The sequence below is a fragment of the Stenotrophomonas sp. YJH_SMC_36 genome (genome assembly GCF_059369935.1).
Genome location: NZ_JCAFTD010000002.1, coordinates 716,209 through 734,383 on the forward strand (window position 1 = coordinate 716,209; position 18,175 = coordinate 734,383).

14 protein-coding genes are annotated in these 18,175 nt (G+C 65.6%); 5 read left to right on the forward strand and 9 right to left on the reverse strand.

What is annotated here, in order from left to right; translation table 11 throughout:
- Positions 1 to 84 precede the first annotated feature (84 nt).
- Complete coding sequence (ffh, locus tag AC5P76_RS06530; protein WP_053518973.1) at positions 85 to 1,461, reverse strand: signal recognition particle protein; 1,377 nt, start codon at positions 1,459 to 1,461, stop codon at positions 85 to 87.
- 122 nt (positions 1,462 to 1,583) lie between these two features.
- Here ffh and AC5P76_RS06535 point away from each other — a divergent pair, with 122 nt between their 5' ends.
- The gene (locus tag AC5P76_RS06535; protein ID WP_053518974.1) at positions 1,584 to 2,378 is read left to right on the forward strand and encodes a cytochrome C assembly family protein; all 795 of its coding nucleotides are present in this window, start codon (positions 1,584 to 1,586) and stop codon (positions 2,376 to 2,378) included.
- 78 nt (positions 2,379 to 2,456) lie between these two features.
- Here the strand turns inward: AC5P76_RS06535 and AC5P76_RS06540 are convergent, their stop codons facing one another.
- The 3 genes from AC5P76_RS06540 to radA all read right to left on the reverse strand — a co-directional run bounded on the left by AC5P76_RS06540 (position 2,457) and on the right by radA (position 8,243).
- Positions 2,457 to 4,763, reverse strand: a complete 2,307-nt coding sequence (locus AC5P76_RS06540) for a hypothetical protein (protein WP_495222707.1) — start codon at positions 4,761 to 4,763, stop codon at positions 2,457 to 2,459.
- Positions 4,764 to 4,811: 48 nt separating this feature from the next.
- Positions 4,812 to 6,668, reverse strand: a complete 1,857-nt coding sequence (locus AC5P76_RS06545; RefSeq protein WP_253118955.1) for an ATP-binding protein — start codon at positions 6,666 to 6,668, stop codon at positions 4,812 to 4,814.
- 198 nt (positions 6,669 to 6,866) lie between these two features.
- Positions 6,867 to 8,243, reverse strand: a complete 1,377-nt coding sequence (gene radA / locus AC5P76_RS06550; protein WP_053518980.1) for a DNA repair protein RadA — start codon at positions 8,241 to 8,243, stop codon at positions 6,867 to 6,869.
- Positions 8,244 to 8,392: 149 nt separating this feature from the next.
- Between radA and AC5P76_RS06555 the strand changes: the two genes are divergently transcribed.
- Positions 8,393 to 10,450: a putative bifunctional diguanylate cyclase/phosphodiesterase gene (locus tag AC5P76_RS06555; RefSeq protein WP_253118954.1), complete on the forward strand. Its 2,058-nt coding sequence runs from the start codon at positions 8,393 to 8,395 to the stop codon at positions 10,448 to 10,450.
- A 135-nt stretch (positions 10,451 to 10,585) separates the two neighbouring features.
- On the opposite strand, the gene cyoD is transcribed toward AC5P76_RS06555, so the two are convergent.
- From cyoD to cyoA, 4 genes are read right to left on the reverse strand one after another with little or no spacing between them, the layout of a single operon-like run.
- The gene (gene cyoD, locus AC5P76_RS06560; protein WP_053518984.1) at positions 10,586 to 10,927 is read right to left on the reverse strand and encodes a cytochrome o ubiquinol oxidase subunit IV; all 342 of its coding nucleotides are present in this window, start codon (positions 10,925 to 10,927) and stop codon (positions 10,586 to 10,588) included.
- Positions 10,927 to 11,559, reverse strand: a complete 633-nt coding sequence (gene cyoC, locus AC5P76_RS06565) for a cytochrome o ubiquinol oxidase subunit III (protein WP_253118952.1) — start codon at positions 11,557 to 11,559, stop codon at positions 10,927 to 10,929. The genes cyoD and cyoC overlap by 1 nt, the downstream gene beginning before the upstream one ends.
- Positions 11,556 to 13,553: a cytochrome o ubiquinol oxidase subunit I gene (gene cyoB, locus AC5P76_RS06570; RefSeq protein ID WP_053518988.1), complete on the reverse strand. Its 1,998-nt coding sequence runs from the start codon at positions 13,551 to 13,553 to the stop codon at positions 11,556 to 11,558. The genes cyoC and cyoB overlap by 4 nt, the downstream gene beginning before the upstream one ends.
- A gap of 2 nt (positions 13,554 to 13,555) precedes the next feature.
- Complete coding sequence (cyoA, locus tag AC5P76_RS06575; protein WP_164150731.1) at positions 13,556 to 14,596, reverse strand: ubiquinol oxidase subunit II; 1,041 nt, start codon at positions 14,594 to 14,596, stop codon at positions 13,556 to 13,558.
- A 322-nt stretch (positions 14,597 to 14,918) separates the two neighbouring features.
- Between cyoA and AC5P76_RS06580 the strand changes: the two genes are divergently transcribed.
- From AC5P76_RS06580 to AC5P76_RS06590, 3 genes are all read left to right on the forward strand, one after another.
- Entirely contained in the window at positions 14,919 to 15,341 is a 423-nt protein-coding gene (locus AC5P76_RS06580) for a VOC family protein (protein WP_253118949.1), read from the forward strand.
- Between the two features lie 378 nt (positions 15,342 to 15,719).
- Entirely contained in the window at positions 15,720 to 16,580 is an 861-nt protein-coding gene (locus tag AC5P76_RS06585; RefSeq protein WP_253118948.1) for a hypothetical protein, read from the forward strand.
- Between the two features lie 11 nt (positions 16,581 to 16,591).
- Positions 16,592 to 17,098: a hypothetical protein gene (locus tag AC5P76_RS06590; protein ID WP_253118947.1), complete on the forward strand. Its 507-nt coding sequence runs from the start codon at positions 16,592 to 16,594 to the stop codon at positions 17,096 to 17,098.
- Positions 17,099 to 17,967: 869 nt separating this feature from the next.
- On the opposite strand, the gene AC5P76_RS06595 is transcribed toward AC5P76_RS06590, so the two are convergent.
- A partial coding sequence (locus AC5P76_RS06595) for a hypothetical protein (RefSeq protein WP_495222708.1) occupies positions 17,968 to 18,175 on the reverse strand: 208 nt, incomplete at its 5' end.

The following is an 18,175-nucleotide window of genomic DNA, read 5'->3' on the forward strand; positions in this document are numbered from 1 at the left end:
TACCTGCGGGAGAGGTCGCCGCCCAGCATACGCCAGTCGTTGCAGGCGGGGTCGGATCCGAACAGGTTCCGCCCCCGATGTTGATCAACGGAACGGCATGCCGCGGCCACCCATGGCGCCCATCATGCCCTTCATGCTGCGCATCATGCCCTTCATGCCGCCGCCGGCCATTTTGCTCATCATCTTTTCCATCTGCATGTACTGCTTCATGAGCTTGTTGACGTCGGCCGGAGTCACGCCCGAGCCCTTGGCGATGCGCGCGCGGCGCGAGCCGTTGAGCAGGTTCGGGTTGCGCCGTTCCTTCTTGGTCATCGAACTGATGATGGCGATCATGCGGGGCACTTCCTTGCCCTGGCTGACCTGCTGCTTGAGGTGGTCCGGGATGTTGCCCAGGCCCGGCAGCTTGTCCATCAGGCCGCCGATGCCGCCCATGTTCTGCATCTGCTCCAGCTGGTCGCGCATGTCGTTCAGGTCGAACTTCTTGCCCTTGGCGACCTTCTCGGCCAGCTTGGCCGCCTTGTCCTTGTCGACCTGCTGCTCGACCTGCTCGACCAGCGACAGCACATCGCCCATGTCCAGGATGCGGCTGGCGATGCGGTCCGGATGGAACACATCCAGGCCGTCCGGCTTTTCGCTGACGCCGACGAACTTGATCGGCTTGCCGGTGATGTAGCGCACACTCAGGGCGGCACCGCCACGGGCGTCACCGTCGGTCTTGGTCAGCACCACGCCGGTCAGCGGCAGCGCATCACCGAAGGCCTTGGCGGTGTTGGCCGCGTCCTGGCCGGTCATGGCATCGACCACGAACAGGGTTTCTGCCGGGTTGACCGCTGCGTGCAGGGCCTTGATCTCGGCCATCATCGCTTCATCGATGGCCAGGCGGCCGGCGGTATCGACCAGCAGCACGTCGACGAACGACTTGCGCGCATCGTCGATGGCGGCGCGGACGATGGCTTCCGGCTTCTGGTCGGCGCTGGACGGGAAGAACAGCACGCCGACCTGTTCGGCCAGGGTCTTCAGCTGCTCGATCGCCGCAGGACGGTAGACGTCGGCCGAGACCACCATCACCTTCTTCTTGCGCTTTTCCTTCAGGTGCTTGGCCAGCTTGCCCACGGTCGTGGTCTTGCCGGCGCCCTGCAGGCCCGCCATCAGGATGATGGCCGGCGCCGGCACGTTGAGGTTCAGGTCGCTGGCTTCAGCGCCCATCACCGCGGTCAGCTCGTCGCGGACGACCTTGATCAGCGCCTGGCCGGGGGTCAGCGACTTCAACACTTCCTGGCCAACGGCGCGCACCTTGATGCGCTCGATCAGCGCCTGTACCACCGGCAGCGCGACATCGGCCTCGAGCAGCGCGATGCGGACCTCGCGGGTGGCCTCGCGGATGTTCTCCTCGGTCAGGCGGCCACGGCCGCGCAGGCGCTCGATGGTGCCGGAAAGGCGCTGGGTCAGGGACTCGAACATGCGGTGCGACCTGTCTGAAAACGGGGGACAATAAGGCACACAGTATAGCCGGTCCGCCCCTGCTCCCGGGCTGCGACACGGCGGCCGTCGCCAGCACCCCGGGGGTATGCGAAACTGCCACGATGACAATCGTTCTCATCGCCGTCCTGCTCTACCTGGCCGCCAGCGTCCTGCTGGTGCGCGCGCTCGGCCGCGATGGTGCCGTAGGTTCGCCCGCCTGGCTGTGGCCGGCGCTGCCAGCCATCGTGCTGCATGGCGGCTATCACGTGATGGTGGCGATGCGCACGAACGGCGGGCCTGACATGCATTTCTTCGCGGCGCTGTCGCTGGTCGGCCTGGGCATGGCCTGGCTGACGTCGCTGGTGGGCGCACGCGGCCGCATGTCCGCGCTGGGCGTGGTGGTGTTTCCGCTCGCGGCACTGTTGCTGCTGGCCTATCACGGCTATGGCCACGAGCCGAGCAAGGTGCTGGGCTGGCGGTTGGCCAGCCATGCCTGGCTGGCCCTGCTGGCCTACGCCACGCTGAGCATCGCGGCATTGCTGGCGATCATGCTGTGGCTGCAGGAACGCGCGCTGCGCCGCCGCGAATTCCGGCCCTGGCTGCGCGCCCTGCCCCCGCTGGCCGATCTGGAAGCGCTGCTGTTCCGGGTCATCGCGGTGGGCTTCGCCCTGCTCACGCTGACCCTGGTCACCGGCGTCCTGTTCGTCGATGACCTGCTTGCACAGAAGCTGGTGCACAAGACCGTACTGAGCGTGCTGTCGTGGATCGTTTTCGGCGTGCTTCTGATCGGCCGCCGCCGCTACGGCTGGCGCGGGGTGAAGGCGGTGCACTGGACATTGACGGCCATGCTGTTGCTGCTGCTGGCCTTCTTCGGCAGCCAGTTCGCGATCGAGCTGGTGTTCGGACACTCCCGTTGATCGGATGACAGGTCCGCCGGGCATCGCCCGGCGGCGCAGAGCAGTAGCGCCGGGCCATGCCCGGCGAACGAGGCGTGCCTACAGGCCGTACCGCTCGATCACGTCCAGATGCGGCTGGCGATCCTGGTCGCAGGCTTCGGCCAGGCGCAGCCAGCACAGCGGATGTGCCCAACCGGCGGTGGCCTGCTGCAGGAACCGGTGCAGCGCGAGCGGTGCGTGATCCTGAGGCTGGGCGATGGTGAACAGCAGCCCCGGCAGCGTGCCATCCTCGGCCTCCGGGTCGGTCACGGTGTAGTCGGGGCGGCTGTGGGCCCAGATTTTCCAGCCCTGCGCCTCAACCGCCTCGACCAGGGCATTCCAGGCGTCCTCACCCGGATGGGCGCCGTCGATCAGCCAGCTGCGGGCGAAGCCGCCCCGCTCCAGCACATGCACCTGTGCGTAGGTCGGGATGAAGTGCTCGCGTGCCTCCTCGTCTTCCGGTGCCGGATGCACCAGCGCCGCGTCGAACACCACCCAGTCACCCACCTGCTGGGCGTGGTTGGCCGGCGCGTTCTCGACGATGCGGGCGGTCACCGGGCCACTGCGCCGGGCGTAGTACTCCATCGGCTCGCCCTCTTCCTCGCTGCGGATGATCACCCAGCCCCACGGCTCTTCGACCACACCCTCGGTGCTGGACAGTTCCATGCCGATCGCCGCCGCCGACCGCCGCACGGCGTCCCAGTCATGCGCGGCGCTGGCGGCACTCATGTGGTCCCAATGCGCGGCATTGGGCTCCTCCAGCAGTTCGATCAGCTCCGCGTAGCAGGCCTGGGCATCGCTGAAGCGTCCGGTCTCCATGTACATGCGGGCCAGCGTGCCACGCGCGCCATGCGATCCCGGCGACAGCTCCAGCAGTGCCTTTGCGGCCAGCTCCAACGCCGGCCAGTCGGACACCCGGCGCGCGCGCTGCACCTCGCACCAGTGGGCGAACACCGGCACGCTGTCGCGGAAGACATCCGCCAACCGGCGCAGGCCGGCGTCATCGCCCTGTTCGGCCAGCCACCGCATCAGCGTGTAGGCCGCGGCACCATCGTGCTGCGGATGCGCCGCCACGAAGTCCCACAGCAGTGTGCGTGCTTCGGCCTGCGCGCCGCAGGCATTGAGCGCCGAAGCCGCCGTGTCGGCCAACGGCTCATCATCGGGACACTGTGCGTGGGCCTGCAGCAACCATTGCGCCTCCTGCTCGGGGTCGCGCGCGTGGTTCTGCTCCCCGCGCGCTTCCAGCCACGCCAGCAGCTCCGTGGCCGGCACCGGCAACGGTGTCACCTCCGGCAGGCTTTCCACGCGTGCGGCCAGGGCGGCCACCAGCGCGGGCGCGCCGCGGTCCTGGCGCAGCTGAGGAAGGTGGGCACGGGCCAGGCCCAGCTGCCGCTGCGCCACCCAGCGCGCGCCCCGCTGCAGTGCCAGCTCCAGGCTGAGCGCAGCCACCTCGATCAACAACCGGTGCGAACCGACGCGGGCGAAATGCTCGATGATGGTGTTGAAGCGCGTACCCAGGTCCCAGGTGTTGCGCGCCGGATCGCGCCGGCACAACGCGGCGGCGGTGTTCGCCCACAGTCGCCAGTAGTTCGGCGTCAGCTCGCTCCACGGCACCATCTGCTGCAGCGCTTCTTCGTCGCGGCCCAGCTGTGCCAGCGCCCAGGCCTTGGACAGGCGGCGCGGCACGGTGCAGTTGGCCGGCTCATACTCGCCCGAAGCGACCACCTCGGCCTCCCGCTTTTCGATCAGCGCCAGCGCTTCCTCAGCGCGGCCCAGGCCCAGAAGGATCTTGATCTGCATCTCCGGGAAGCTGTCGAACACCTCCTTGCCGCAGGCCTCGATCGCGTCGGCCTGTGCCTGCAGGTAATCCAGCGCCTCCTGGCCCCGACCGTCGTCCAGCAGCGCGTCTGCCTTCTCGCAGCTCAGGCACTGGAAGCAGGCCCAGCTCGGATCGATGCGTGCCAGGGTCTCGTCACAGACCTCGACCCGTTCGGGCACCCAGCCGGGGCCGTCGATGTTGCCGTAGCAGGCGGCCAGATCCTGGGTCACGCAGATCGACTGCGGGCACTCCAGGGTGTCCTCGCGATGCGCACGCTCGAACAGCGCGACCGCCTCGCCCAGTGCACTTTCACCTTCGACGCGGTTGCCCACGCGGTTGCGCAGCGCCCAGTGGCCGACGTAGACATCGACCCAGGGATTGTCCAGCGCCTTGCCCAGCGCACGCGCCTCGGGCAACAGCGCATCGACGCGGTCGACCTGCAGCTCGCTGACGTCGTCTGCAAGGCGGTTCAGCAGGTGCGCGTTCTGCGCCTGCCCGGCCTGGCGCAGGTCGCCCTGCAGTTTTTCTACCCAGTTCCAGATGTCCATGAGGGGATTACGTGCTCCTGTCTAGCGAAGGCTGGATGAGAGCGGGCGTCAGCGCAGCATCTGCTGCAGCGCGCCCGCGATGTCGGTGAAGGCTCCATTGAGGTCGGGGCCTGCGGTTGCCGTCGTCCGCGCCAGGGGCCTGCCCTGCGCGGCGACGATGATCTTCAGGGAGCGCAGCAGGCGTGCGGCCGCTTCGGCCTGCGGGTGGCCTTCGCGCTGTGCGCGCAGCAGCGTCTGCACTGCGGTGTTGTCGAGGTTGAGATACAGCCGCGACGGTGCACGCGATTCGATGCGTGCAGTGAACTGGCGGGCCAGCCGCAGCGCGGCCATCGACACACGCTTGTCGTTCTCGTCGTCCTCCAGCCGCTGCTTCAGTTCGGCCTCGCGGTCGGGCACCACCACCACCGGCAGTGCCTCCGGACTGAAGCGCGCCGGCAGCAGCTGCTCACCATCGCCCAACTGCTCACGCAGCCAGGCCAGCTGCGCCTCATCGAGGCTGTCATCGGTACGGAACAGCGCGCGGTTGCCCTGCTCGGTGCCCAGTTCCACCAGGCGCAGGCCCTTGGCCTGGGCCCAGCGACGCAGGAACGGAACCACCGCATAACGATGGCCATGCGCGACCGGCACCCCCATCGCGCGGAACAGCATCTCTTCGAAACCGCCACCGTTGTCGAGGATCACATGCACGGCGCCGCGTGCCGGCAGCGCGCTGGCCGGCAGATCGCCCTGCGAGGTCGGCACGCGCACGTGCTCCACCAGCAGTTCGAACAGGCGGTCATCACACAGCGCCGCGCCCAGCAGCGCTTCGTTGTGGCGGGCCAGCACCCGGCGCCAGGCTTCAGGCTGCTGCCGTGCGACCTCGGCCAGGCCATCGATCAACGCTTCCAGCAGGGCGTGCTGCACGGCACGGTAATGATCATCGCGCTGCAGATCCTCACGACTGGCAGTGGGCGTCAGCCGCGAGGACTCGATCACGCCGCCGATGAAGCCGGCCCAGGGCGGGAGCAGGTCACGTGCATCATCGTCCAGCAGCATGCCGCGTACGAACACCGACAGATTGCGGTTGTCACTGGTGCCATAGGTGGCGCCATCCTGCACCCACAACAGGCCGGTGGCGTCGCTGACGCCATCGGCGCGCAGCGGCAGGGTGACGATGGGCTCGAAGTCATGCTCGAAACGCGCGGCGAACTGCAGGGACTGCCGGCGCGCCTGCACCGGGTGCAGCGCGACTTCGCCCTGCACCCGCCACGGCGGCGGCTCCGGATTGATCGCCGAGGTGGCGGCACCGATGAAGATTGGTTCGGACAGCAGCGCGCAGTACCGCCCCAGCACCTCGTGCAGGCGTGCTTCGTTGGCCAGCGGCAGGAAGTCGGGGTGCAGTTCCAGCTCGACCTCGGTTCCGATCTCGCGCGCGGGCACTTCGCTGACCGTGTACTGCTCGGCATTGCTGGACACGTACAGATGGCCGAGTTCCGGCGTCTGGTAGGAGGTGGTGCGAACGCTGACCCGACGCGCCAGCACGAAGGCGGACAGGAAGCCGAGACCGAACATGCCGATCAGGCCATCCTCGTCGGCGCCGCCCTGGCGCAGGCCACGGGTGTAGCCGACACCGACGGTGGCCAGGTAATCGTGGATCTCCTGGCGGGTCAGGCCCGCCCCGGTATCGCTGATGCGCAGCACGCCGGCGGTGGCGTCGACCTGGACGGAGATCCGGGAAGGCACGTCCCTGCCCGGCTGCTCGATGCGACGGCGGATGATCGAGTCATGCGCGTTCTGCACCAGCTCGCGCAGGGCCACCATCGGCGTGGAGTACAGGTGCTTGCCCAGCACCGTCATCAGTCCATTGAGGTCGACGCCCGCACGGCGGATTTCGGCGGCGGGGGCGGTAAGCGCGGGGTCCTGCATGTAATCGTTTACTCCTGGGCGCGGAAAGGCGCCACAGGGCGCCTTCGTCGAGCGGGAAAAACTAGCACAGCGAGGCTGACCGTAGCCGCATCTGACGTCTGCAGGGTCTGGCCCATGCCCGGCGGTCCTTCGCCGGTGAAGCAGACGCGCGTGGGCCGGCTCAACAGGATCGCGGCCGCCGGCGCGCCTCCGATGGAATCACGCTGCGTCGATCGCCTCGGACAGGCGCTCCACGGCGATCACCTCCATGCCCTTGACCGAGCCCCCCTTGGGCGCATTGGCCTTCGGCACGATCGCACGCCTGAAACCATGGGTGGCCGCCTCGCGCAGCCGGTCCTCACCATTGGGCACCGGGCGGATCTCGCCGGACAGGCCCACTTCGCCGAAGGCGATTGTCTTCTCGGCCAACGGCCGGTCCTGCAGCGACGACAGCACCGCCAGCAGCACCGGGAGGTCGGCGGCCGTCTCCTGCACGCGGATGCCGCCGACGACATTGACGAACACATCCTGGTCGCCCACCAGCACACCGCCGTGCCGGTGCAGCACCGCCAGCAGCATGGCCAGACGGTTCTGCTCCAGGCCTACGGCGACACGACGCGGGTTCGACAGCGGCGACGCATCGACCAGCGCCTGTACCTCCACCAGCAGCGGACGGGTTCCTTCACGGGTCACCATCACGCAGCTGCCGGGCTGATGCGTACTGCCACCGGACAGGAAGATGGCCGACGGATTGGAGACCTCCTTCAGGCCCTTGTCGCCCATGGCGAACACGCCCAGCTCGTTGACCGCGCCGAAACGGTTCTTGAACGCACGCAGCAGCCGGAAGCGGCTGCCGCTTTCGCCTTCGAAGTACAGCACCGCATCGACCATGTGTTCCAGCACACGCGGGCCGGCGATGCCACCTTCCTTGGTGACGTGGCCGACCAGGAACACGGCGGTGCCGGTTTCCTTGGCGAAACGCACCAGCCGTGCGGCACTCTCGCGCACCTGGCTGACCGACCCCGGTGCGGCGGTCAGGCTTTCCGTCCACAGCGTCTGCACCGAGTCGGCCACGATCAGGCGCGGGCCGGCCTTGGCCGCGTGCTGGAGGATCGACTCGACGCCGGTTTCAGCGAGCGCGTTGACGCCATCCAGGGGCAGTTCCAGCCGATGCGCGCGACCGGCCACCTGGGCCAAAGACTCCTCGCCGGTGACGTAGAGCACCGGCAGCTCGGCCGCCATCCTGGCGACCGCCTGCAGCAGCAGGGTCGACTTGCCGATGCCGGGATCGCCGCCGACCAGCACCACCGCCCCCTCCACCAGGCCGCCGCCGAGCACGCGGTCGAACTCGCCGATGCCGGTGCTGACCCGGCGATGCTCGGTCTGCTCCACGTCCTTCAGGGCGGTGATCTTCGGCGGATCGACCTTGCCCGCCCAGCCGGCCCGCCGCGATGCCGGCGCCTTGGCCGCCGCCGCGCTTTCCAGGACGATTTCCGACAGCGAATTCCAGGCATTGCACTCGGTGCACTGGCCCTGCCATTTGCTGTACTCGGCGCCGCATTCATTGCAGACGTAGGCGGTGCGGGCTTTTGCCATCTGGGAATTTCCTGCGGCGGGGACGGGCGTGGCAGGATAGCCGAGCCCGGTCGCAGGTGCTGCGACCGCTCAAGTACCGCCCACCTGCGCCGATAGGGGTCGCGGGCGTGCGCCTTGCGGGCGCCCCTCCCTTTCCCACTGGATTCAACATGACTGGAAGTTACAGTCAGAGCCTGGTCGCCATCTCTCTGCTGGTGGCCATTCTTGCTTCGTACACGGCCCTGGACATGGCCGGGCGTGTCGCCAGCGCGCAGGGACGCGTCGCCCGCTGGTGGCTGGCTGGTGGCGCCGCCGCGATGGGCCTGGGCATCTGGTCGATGCACTTCATCGGCATGCTGGCGTTCGACCTGCCGATCCCGATCGGTTACGACCTGGCCATCACCCTCTACTCCCTGGCCGTGTCGATCGGCGCATCGGCCTATGCGCTGTGGCTGGTCTCCCGCCCCAGCCTGCCGCGACGGCGGCTGCTGGCCGGTGCGGTGCTGATGGGCACCGGCATCGCCGCCATGCATTACCTGGGCATGGCCGCCATGCGCATGCAGCCCGGCATCGACTACCACCCAGGATGGTTCGCGACATCGATCGTGGTGGCCATCGGTGCAGCCGGCGCTGCGCTGTGGATCGCCTTCCGCCTGCGCACCGAGCAGCGCAACACGCTGCGCCTGCGCCTGCTCGCCTCGCTGGTGATGGGGCTGGCCATCGTCGGCATGCATTACACCGGCATGGCGGCCGCACGCTTCGCGGACGGCAGCATCTGCGGTGCCGTGGTCAATGGCGGCATCGATGCCCGCTGGCTGGCGGTACTGGTCATCGTCACCACCGTGGCGACGCTTGGCATCGCGCTGGTGGCCTCCCTGTTCGATCGCCAGATGCGGGTCCGCACCGGGCTGCTGGCCGATTCGCTGGCGCACGCCAACAACCGGCTGATCCAGGCTGCGCTGCACGACCCGCTGACCCAGCTGCCCAACCGCATGCTGCTGCAGGACCGCATCGAACAGGCCATCGAGAAGGCCTGCCGGCACCAGCACGCGGTGGCCGTGATGTTCTGCGATCTTGACGGATTCAAGGCGGTCAACGACGCCTACGGTCATCAACTGGGTGATCGCCTGCTGGTCGCCGTCGCGCAACGCATCGGCGGCCTGCTGCGACCGCAGGACACCTTCGCGCGCCTGGGCGGGGACGAATTCGTGATCGTGCTGGCGATCGACATCCCGGATGACGCCGTGGTCGTCGCAGAGCGCATCATCGCCGCGGCCAGCGAGCCTTTCATTCTCGACGCGGCCGAGCTGCAGGTCAGCGCCAGCCTCGGCATCGCCCTGTACCCGGACGACGCCGGCAACGAACGCGAGCTGATGGCCCACGCCGATGCAGCCATGTACCACACCAAGGACACCGGCCGGAACGGCTACACGTTCTTCACTCCCTCGATGCAGCTCAGTGCAAACCGCCAGCTGCGGCTGCTGCAGGATCTGCGCAAGGCCGTCGCCCGGGACGAACTGGTGCTGCACTACCAGCCGAAATTTCCCGCCGCCGATGCCCCCGCCAGCGGCGCCGAAGCGCTGCTGCGCTGGCAGCACCCGGAACTGGGCCTGCTGGCACCGGACGTGTTCATCCCGATCGCCGAGCGCAGCGGGCTGATCCTGCCGATCGGTGACTGGGTGCTGGATCGCGCCTGCGCCCAGCTGCGTGCGTGGCATGATGCCGGCCATCGCGGCTGGACGATGGCGGTCAACCTGTCTCCCCTGCAGTTCGCCTCGCCGACGCTGCTGGCCAGCGTGCGTGCGGCGCTGGAACGACACGCCATCGATCCGCCTCTGCTGACGCTTGAGATCACCGAAACGACTGCGATGAAGAATGTCGACGCGAGCCTGGCGATTCTCAACGACCTCACCGCGATGGGCGTGCACATCGCCATCGACGATTTCGGCACCGGCTATTCCAGCCTGCTCTACCTCAAGCGCATGCCGGCCACCGAGCTGAAGATCGACCGGGCCTTCGTGCACGACCTGGAACGCAATGCCGAAGACGCCGCGATCGTCTCCTCGATCATCGCCCTGGGCCGTACGCTGCAGTTGCAGGTGGTGGCCGAGGGCGTGGAGACCCAGGCCCAGCGCGAGTACCTGAGCGAACTGGGCTGCGACCAGCTGCAGGGCTACCACCTGGGTCGGCCGATGGATGCCGAGGAGTTCCTGCGCAAGGTGGGGTGAGGCTGCGCAAGGTGGGGTGAGGCCCGGCGTGCGAGTTCGGAGCCCTCGCCTGCGACATGGGATCCGACCCCATCCACCCGACAACAGAAAGGCCGCCCGGGGGCGGCCTTTCTGCGTGGCAACGTCGCGGGGACGTCAGTGCATCATATGCACGTTCATGTTGTGCATGACCCACAGGGTGCCGACCACGATGATGCCGATCACCACGATGGTGAAGGCAGCAGCGTTGACGTTCCAGCGGCTCTCCGAGGAGCGGTCCAGGTGCAGGAAGAACACCAGGTGGACCAGCATCTGCAGCACGGCGGTGATCGCGATCACCACACCGTTGACGGTGCGGGAGAAGTCGCCCGACATCACCATCCAGAACGGGATGACGGTCAGCACCACTGCCAGCACGAAGCCGATCAGGTACGACTTCACGCTGCCGTGGCTTTCGCCACCGGTGCCATGATCGTGTGCGTGGTTGTCATGTGCCATTACAGCGCTCCATTGAGGTAGACGACGGAGAACACGCCGATCCAGATCAGGTCCAGGAAGTGCCAGAACAGGCTCAGGCACGCCATGCGGGTCTTGTTGGTCGGGGTCAGGCCGTACTTCTTCAGCTGCACGAACATCACCAGCAGCCACAGCAGGCCGGCGCTGACGTGCAGGCCGTGGGTACCGACCAGGGCGAAGAACGCCGACAGGAAGGCACTGCGGTCCGGACCATAGCCCTGGTGGATCAGGTGCTGGAATTCCCACACTTCCATGCACATGAAGCCGAAGCCCAGCAGCCAGGTGATTGCCAGCCACAGGTACATCTGACCCACCTGCTTGCGGTGCAGGGCGATCATGCCCAGACCGAAGGTCAGCGAGGAGGTCAGCAGCAGCGCGGTTTCCCAGGCCACGAACGACAGTTCGAACAGGTCCTTCGGACCGGGGCCACCATCGGTGCCGCCGGCCAGCACCACATAGGTGGCGAACAGCGACGCGAAGATGAGGCAGTCGCTCATCAGGTACACCCAGAAACCGAAGACGGTGTTGCCGCCGGTGTCGTGATGCTCGTGGTCGTCATGGGCCGCCGCATGCGCGGCGTGCCCGTGGCTCAGGGTCGAGGTATTGGTGCTCATGCCTTCAGCTCCGACTTCACCAGGCCCTGGGCTTCCAGGTGCTTGCGGTGTTCGTTCTCGATGCGTTCCACCTCGGCGGCCGGGACCCAGTAGTCCACGTCCTGGTCGAAGGTGCGGTAGATGAACGTGGCGATCATGCCGACGAAGCCGACGATGGCCAGCCACCAGATGTGCCAGATCATCGCGAAGCCGAACACCAGGCTGAAGGCACCGATGACAACACCCGTGCCGGTATTGCGCGGCATGTGGATGTCGGTGTACTTCGCCGGCTTCGGCCAGGCCTCACCGCGCTGCTTGCGCTCCCAGAAATCGTCCAGCTCGGTGACGTCCGGCAGCGTGGCGAAGTTGTAGAACGCCGGCGGCGAAGAGGTTTCCCACTCCAGCGTACGGGCATCCCACGGATCGCCGGTCAGGTCGACGGTCTTCTTGCGGTCGCGGATCGACACGGCCACCTGGATGATCTGGCACAGGATGCCGGCACCGACGATGAAGGCACCTGCAGCAGCAACCAGCAGCAGCGGCTCATAGGCCGGATTGACCGTGCTCTGCAGGCGACGGGTCATGCCCATGAAGCCCAGCACGTACATCGGCATGAAGGTCACGTAGAAGCCGATGAACCAGCACCAGAACGCGCACTTGCCCCAGAACTCGTTGAGGCGGAAGCCGAACATCTTCGGCCACCAGTAGGTGATGCCCGCGAACATGCCGAACACCACGCCGCCGATGATCACGTTATGGAAGTGCGCGATCAGGAACAGGCTGTTGTGCAGCACGAAATCGATGGCCGGGATGGCCAGCATCACGCCGGTCATGCCGCCGATGGTGAAGGTGACCATGAAGCCGATCGTCCACAGCACCGGCGTGGTGAACTGCACGCGGCCGCGGAACATGGTGAACAGCCAGTTGAAGATCTTCACGCCCGTGGGAATGGAGATGATCATCGTCGTGATGCCGAAGAAGGCATTGACGTTGGCACCCGAACCCATGGTGAAGAAGTGGTGCAGCCACACGATGAACGACAGCACGCCGATGCAGGCGGTGGCGTAGACCATGCCCTTGTAACCGAACAGGGCCTTGCGCGAATACGTGGCGATCACTTCCGAGAACACGCCGAACGCCGGCAGGACCAGGATGTACACCTCCGGGTGGCCCCAGATCCAGATCAGGTTGATGTACAGCATGGCGTTGCCGCCACCGTCATTGGTGAAGAAGTGCGTACCCAGGTAACGGTCCAGGGTCAGCAGCACCAGGGTGATGGTCAGCACCGGGAAGGCAGCGACGATCAGCACGTTGGTCACCAGGGCAGTCCAGGTGAACACCGGCATCTGCATCAGCTTCATGCTCGGCGTGCGCATCTTGAGGATGGTGATGAAGAAGTTGATACCACTCAGCGTGGTACCCAGACCCGCCACCTGTAGACCCCAGATGTAGTAGTCCATGCCTACGCTTGGACTGTATTCGATCCCCGACAAGGGCGGGAATGCCAGCCAGCCGGTGGCGGCGAACTCACCGATCCACAGCGACAGCATGATCAGCACCGCACCGGCGACGAACAGCCAGAAGCTGAGCGAGTTGACGAACGGGAACGCGACGTCGCGCGCACCGATCTGCAGCGGCACGGCCAGATTCATCAGGCCGGTGATCAACGGCATCGCCACGAAGAAGATCATGATCACGCCGTGGGCGGTGAAGATCTGGTCGTAGTGGTGCGGCGGCAGGTAACCCTCGGAGCCACCGACGGCGATGGCCTGCTGGGTGCGCATCATGATCGCGTCGGAGAAACCGCGCAGCAGCATGACGAAGGCGACGATGAGGTACATCACGCCGATCTTCTTGTGATCCACCGAGGTGAACCACTCCTTCCACAGATAGCCCCACAGCTTGAACTTGGTGATCAGGGCGACGACGCCCAGGCCACCCAGCACCGCACCGACCAGTGTGGTCAGCACGATCGGATCGTGGGGGATCGACTCAAGAGAGAGTTTTCCCAGCATGTTCATTCTCCCGAGCCCGCATGACCGGCGTGGCCGGCGTGCTCGTGTTCAGTGGCATCCAGGTTTTCCCCGGACTCCTTGGACTTGTGCTCTTCGCTCGGGGCGTGGCCTTCGTGCCCTTCATGGCTGGCAGCATCGGCGGCAGCGGCGCCCGCATGGGCGTGCTTCATGCCGTAGTGCTTGTTGTCGCCCATGTGCTTGGCGATGACCCAGTCGAACAGGCCCTCCTCGGACCGGCCGTAGTAGGTCACCGGATACCACTCGGCATTGCGCGCTTCACCCAGGGCCTTGAACGAAGTCTTGTCCAGCGTCTGCTCACCGGCGCGGACCTGGTCCAGCCACTGGCGGTACTCGGCATCGGTGACCGAATAGGCAGTGAAGTGCATCTTGGCGAAGCCCGCACCGCTGTAGTGCGAGGACATGCCCGGGAATTCACCGGTTTCGTTGGCGATCAGGTGGAGCTTGGTCTCCATCGCCGCCATCGAATAGATCATGCTGCCCAGGTGCGGGATGAAGAAGGCATTCATCACCGTGTCGGAGGTGATCTTGAAGTTCAGCGGAGTGTTGACCGGGAACTTGATCTCGTTGACGACCGCGATCTTCTCTTCCGGATAGATGAACAGCCACTTCCAGTCCAGCGAGATCGCCTCGATGGTGACCGGCTTGACGTCCGATTCCAGCGGCTTGTACGGATCCAGCGCGTGCGAGGAGCGCCAGGTCAGCACGGCCAGCACCAGCACGATCATGCAGGGGATCGACCACACCACCACCTCGATCGCCGTCGAGTGCGACCACTTCGGCTCGTAACGGGCCTTGGTGTTGGAAGCGCGGTACTTCCACGCGAAGGTCAGGGTCATGATGATGACCGGGATGACGACCAGCAGCATGAGCACGGTGGCCGTGATCAGCAGGGTCTTCTCATCCTGGCCGATCTGGCCCTTCGGACTGAGGATGGCCACGGCATCGCAGCCGGTGAGCATCACCAGCACTGCGAGCAGCAGGCCCGGGCGCAACCAGCGCCCAAGGGTTTTCAACGGAATCATCGGTCGATCCAATTGCGAGGGAATGCCGTTCCCCGTCCTGCCCGCTCCGGCCAAAGCCGGTCCCACCCGTCCGGAGACAGGCAGGGAGGTGGGGTCGAGTCAGCCTTGCAATTTTAGGCCGTCACCCACCATTTAAGAAAGGCATTGACAATGATCCACCGCAGGAAAGGCCCCATTCTGGCTGCGACACGTTGTCGCACCGTGCGAGCGATGGGGCCCGGGGCATCGCAGCCGCAGGTGTCGCCGCGCCGGAATCCCTCGTTCGGCAAAGTCGAATGAACGCATTCAGGCAACAACACCCTCTACAGCGAGGAAGGATCGGATGACAAGGCCGTTTAGTGCTGAACGCATCGACCACGTGGTGTTCCGGGTTCGCGACCTGACGCGGAGCGTGGCGTTCTACGAGCAGGTGCTGGGCTGCGAAGTGGTGCGGCGGCGCGATCATCTGGGCCTGGTGCATCTGCGCGCCGGGGCTTCGATGATCGACCTGGTGAGCCTGGACGGCTCGTTGGGCCAGCGCGGCGGGCGCGGACCCGATGCGCAGGGTCGCAACACCGATCATCTGTGCCTGCGCATCACTCCCTTCGACGAGGCGGCCCTGGCGGCACACCTGCGGGCGTTTGGCGTCCCGGTAGCCGGCCCGGCCGAAGTCAATTTCGGCGCCGAGGGCGATGGACCATCGCTCTACTTCAACGACCCCGATGGCAACACCCTTGAACTGAAGGGGCCAGCCGCAACCGCATGAGCGCGGACGGTGACCGGGATGTCGGGCGTATCTGGGCGAGCGACGCGATGCGTGTCGTTAATGCCACCCCGATGCCATATGAATGAATCATGAACACTCAGGTGCAGGACTGGGCGAGACTTTCCCCATGCAGCGTTATCACATCCTGAAATCGGGGATTCGCATGTCGATGTGTCGGACCACCAACGCGGTGCAGGGCCGACACTCAGCACCCTTAAATTATGTTGAAAACCTGCCTGCGGAATCGTCTGGATCCCGCGCAGGAGGCTTGCGCCCGCACCGATCCGGAATGGCTGTCTTTGACCGCGCACTCCACCAAGGGACTCATATCGACCAATGAACAGATGGCTTACAGGAACAGTTGTAGCAGGGGCAGTGGTGGCGATCACGTTTGCCGCGATCTACTCCACTTCGCAGATACCCGCTCCCGGCGCCAACACCGGCGTAGTGGCGCTGACGCAAGGCCAGAACGGCGCTGCTTCAGTACCGTCACTCGCAGCGGCGCAGAGACTTGAGGCAGAGAACAAGATTCCGCCAGGCTCGTTCAAGCCCATGGGCCCCAAAGCCTACGAAATCATCCGCGGCAACCACATCCGGCCTCCCGGCGATGCACTGGCACACGTACTGCAGTTGATCGACCGATCCAGATCAGGTGACGCGAACGCGGCCTACGACATCTACCTGACGGTAAGGGAGTGCAATACCTTCACTTCGCAGCACGCGGATGAACTTGCGGAGTCGGCCAGATCGGTTGGAAACGAAGGGCAGTTCCTGCAGAGGTCCGAACGAAAACTCAAGGAATGCGAATCCCTGGTTCTGCAAAAAGACATCTATGAGGAAGATTGGTTGTCAACTGCCGCCGCGATGGGTTCGCAGTCGGCGATGAGGACGTATGCGAACTCGCCGGAGGAAGTCCTGGGCTCGCTGGACAAGGCGGTCGGCGATCCAGACAAGGTGGCTGAATGGCGGAGCAATGCCCGGCAGTACCTGACAGAGCTTTCCAGTCAAGGAAACGTCTCCGCCCTCTGGGATCTCGCCAGCGCCTACACCTACGGCGGCGTGGTCGACGCCGACCCTGTCATGGCAGCCGCGTACTCGCGCGTGGTGAGCAGGGTGAACTCCAGTTTTATCGCCCCGGACCAGGTGTCCGATATGGAAAGGAGATTGAACGCAAAGGAAATGATGCGAGCGAAGTCTGCTTCTGACGAGATCTACAACAAATGCTGCGTTAAACAATAAGGAAATCAAGCATGCAGAGTAAGCGTTTTGCAAACGCTGCAAGTTTCAAGGGAGTGATCTGTGCCTCGGCTATTGCAGCTGCGTTCTGCACGGCCATTGATACTGCGGATGCAGCCAAGCGAGCCAGTGTCCTGCAATGCGGTCATTGCGCGGTAAGCACGCCTGACCCGGATGGAAGCACCCGCAGTGTACTACTGGGCGAAAAAGGGCGATTGAACGCTTGGGGTGCCCAAGGGCTGAAGACAGGCGATACGGTGGTGGTCTGCAACGGAATCGAATGCGTCGAGTACACCTGGCGCGGAAATGATCGCTTCAATTCCGGAACGGTCATTTCAACGGTTCTGCCCCCACCCGCGCAGGGTGGTGGCGGCGGTGGTGGTGACTTCGGCGGAGGCTACGGGGGGGGGAGCTGGGGCGATTGGGGCGATTGGGGTGGTGGTGGTGGCGGTGGTGGTGGTGGTGGTGGTGGTGGTGATTGTTGCGGGCGGGTCATAGTTGGCCCCATCGAACAGCAGTGAATGCCGGCAGCAAACGCACAGGCGACTGCGACCGCAGCGCCACGCTGGTGTCAGTCATGAAGCACACTTGAACCTTCAACGGTCTGGAGACTGATCACCTCCAGGTAGCAAGACGGCGGATCCTGGAACTCGAGCAGGGATCCGCCAATCAACGCTGCCCCACCCTGTACAACAGGAACTCTGACTGACCGCCATCGCTTCGCCGTATCGAGTGACACGCGCTTGCAGTACGAGCAGCGGCATGAGTACATACAACCATGCATTTGGACGCCGCCGCCAAATGAAATGGACAGTTGCGCGTTACTGGGCACCATCGTCAAACGGGGCCGCCCCGGGGACTGCGAAGCCCTGAGCTGCCGGCTCGCACGCCCGGGAGGCGCCATTTGCCATCTGACGCCCAAGGCATGTCGCCTCAGCAAGTGACGATGCATTCTGCGCCTATCCGCTGCGGAGGCTGATGGAAGTGGCGTCGTGATCGGGACAGCGCCGTAATGCGTACCGTGCGGCACGCTACTGTTGGCAGCATCTCCTGGAACGCTTGTTCCGCAATCGATCTGCGGCGTGGCGCGTGTGCAGCGAATGACGAGAGCCGGACAGAGAACGATTGCGTACGACCCAGAGCGGCACGGATCTGCGCCTCGGCATCGGCATGGATCAGATACGCGATGACGTCCGCCTCAATCGGCAGGGGACCGCGGATGAACGCAGTCAGCGAAGTGCAGGAGGCTCGCCACCAGGTGTCAGGAACTCAACTGCCACCCGTCGCCGCTCCCCTCCAGCCGGCACTTTGACTGCTCTGCGCGGGCGGTAGAGGCGGGTCAGCCGCCGGAGGACGTCGCCACCCGGCGGGCGAGGACGTCCTCCCTGCATCAGAACCGGTAACCCAGCCCCAGCTGCACGCCATTCTGCAGCTGGCCGTCGCGGCGCTCGCCCACGTAGTCGACCATCACCGACAGCCGCTCGCTGGCCCGGCTGGTCACACCCAGGTTCCAGCTCAGCACCTGCTCGCCCACCGTCTGGCTGTTGCTGCCGAACACCAGATCCGGCGCCGCCGCAAAGCCGGTGCTGTAGCGGGCC